The organism is Parafrankia sp. FMc2 (genome assembly GCF_041008525.1).
Taxonomy (GTDB): domain Bacteria; phylum Actinomycetota; class Actinomycetes; order Frankiales; family Frankiaceae; genus Parafrankia.
This window is the reverse complement of record NZ_JBFLUG010000428.1, coordinates 1-1,054: the sequence shown is the minus strand read 5'-3', so window position 1 is coordinate 1,054 and position 1,054 is coordinate 1. Positions and strand designations below refer to the sequence as shown.

Here is a 1,054-nt window from a genome sequence, read left to right as displayed (position 1 = left end):
CGACGCCGATCTGGGGGCGGCGTACCTGGCGCTGCACACCATCCGCTGCCGCTCCCACGCCACCCAGCGCACCCTCGCCGACGGCGCACACCTGGGCCCGGAAACCTCCATCGACAAGGTCCTGCTCGCCACCGCCGAGCAACGCCTCTTCGACACCGCCCGCGACCTGCTCCCCGGCACCCTCGAACTCACCGACCCCCGCTGGCGCTCCGAGTACCTCTACTCCCGCGCCGCCACCATCTACGGCGGCACCGCCGAGATCCAGCGGAACATCATCGCCCGCCGGCTCCTCAACCTCGGCAAGGAGTAACCATGGACGCCGCCGAACGCGAACTCCTCGCCGACACCCTGCGCAAGGCCATGACCGGCACCACCGGCGACCCCCACACCACCGGCGCCACCATCGACACCGCCCTCGACGACCTCGGCTGGCCCGACCTGCTCACCGAGGAACCCGACACCGCCATCCCCGTCGTGTTCACCCTCCTCGGCGAAACCGGCAGCCACGCCTCCGTCCTCAACGACGTCGTCCTGCACGCCACCGGCCAACCCCTCGGCGCCACCCTCCCGCTGCCCTACACCGGCGGCACCTGGCTGACGTGGAACCGCACCGACACCCCCACCAGCCACGACGGACCCGGGCTGCTCGGCACCGGCCGCACCATGCTCACCCTCGCCCGCGAACACGCCCTCACCCGCACCCAGTTCGGCCGCCCCATCGCCACCTTCCAGGCCGTCCGCCACCGCCTCGCCGAAACCCTCGTCGCCCTCGACGGCGCCGAAGCCACCCTGCACGCCGCCACCACCACCCCCGAAGACCCCCTCACCGCCCTCCTCGCCAAAGCAGCCGCCGGCAAAGCCGCCCTCGACACCGCCCGCCACTGCCAACAGGTCCTCGCCGGCATCGGCTTCACCGCCGAACACGACTTCCACCACCACCTCCGCCGCGCCCTCACCCTCGACGGACTCCTCGGCAGCACCCGCGACCTCACCCGCCAGGCCGGCACCCACATCCGCACCCACCACCACGCCCCCCGCCTCATCAACCTCTGAG

Annotated in this window: 2 protein-coding genes; both read left to right on the top strand. The window is 72.4% G+C overall.

Annotated elements, in window-relative coordinates; translation table 11 throughout:
* The coding region (locus tag AB1460_RS37730) for an acyl-CoA dehydrogenase family protein (protein ID WP_368967368.1) at positions 1-310 on the top strand (310 nt) is incomplete at its 5' end.
* Positions 311-312: 2 nt separating this feature from the next.
* Entirely contained in the window at positions 313-1,053 is a 741-nt protein-coding gene (locus tag AB1460_RS37725; RefSeq protein WP_368967367.1) for an acyl-CoA dehydrogenase family protein, read from the top strand.
* Position 1,054: the final 1 nt, after the last annotated feature.

Coding starts and splice junctions, on each gene's coding strand:
- AB1460_RS37725 (WP_368967367.1), top strand. CDS start 313: ATGGACGCCGCCGAACGCGAACTCCTCGCCGACACCCTGCGCAAGGCC.